Below are 263 nucleotides of genomic sequence, written 5' to 3'. Positions count from 1 at the left end.
CAGCAGCAGCGCCAATGGCAAGCCTGGCGGGTGCTGCGGGTAGAGCAGGAGAGCCGCGATATCCGTTCGTTCTACCTCCAGCCGCCCAGCGATAGTGCTGTGGGGTTTGCACCCGGGCAACATGTTCCGGTGCAGGTCAAGCGCGACGGTGAGGCGCCGCTTATCCGCACCTACAGCTTGTCCAGCGCACCTTCCGACGGCTATTGGCGCATCAGCGTCAAAGCCCAGGGTCCGGTTTCCCGCCACTTGCATGCGCGCATCGC

1 protein-coding gene is annotated in these 263 nt (G+C 64.6%); it reads left to right on the top strand.

The window, feature by feature from the left end; genetic code table 11:
- On the top strand, window positions 1-263 hold a 263-nt coding region (locus tag GYA94_RS26775; RefSeq protein WP_255327012.1), incomplete at both ends, for an FAD-binding oxidoreductase.

This window comes from Pseudomonas juntendi (assembly GCF_009932375.1).
In the GTDB taxonomy this organism is placed as follows: Bacteria; Pseudomonadota; Gammaproteobacteria; order Pseudomonadales; family Pseudomonadaceae; genus Aquipseudomonas; species Aquipseudomonas juntendi.
This window is presented reverse-complemented; position numbering and strand designations above follow the sequence as displayed.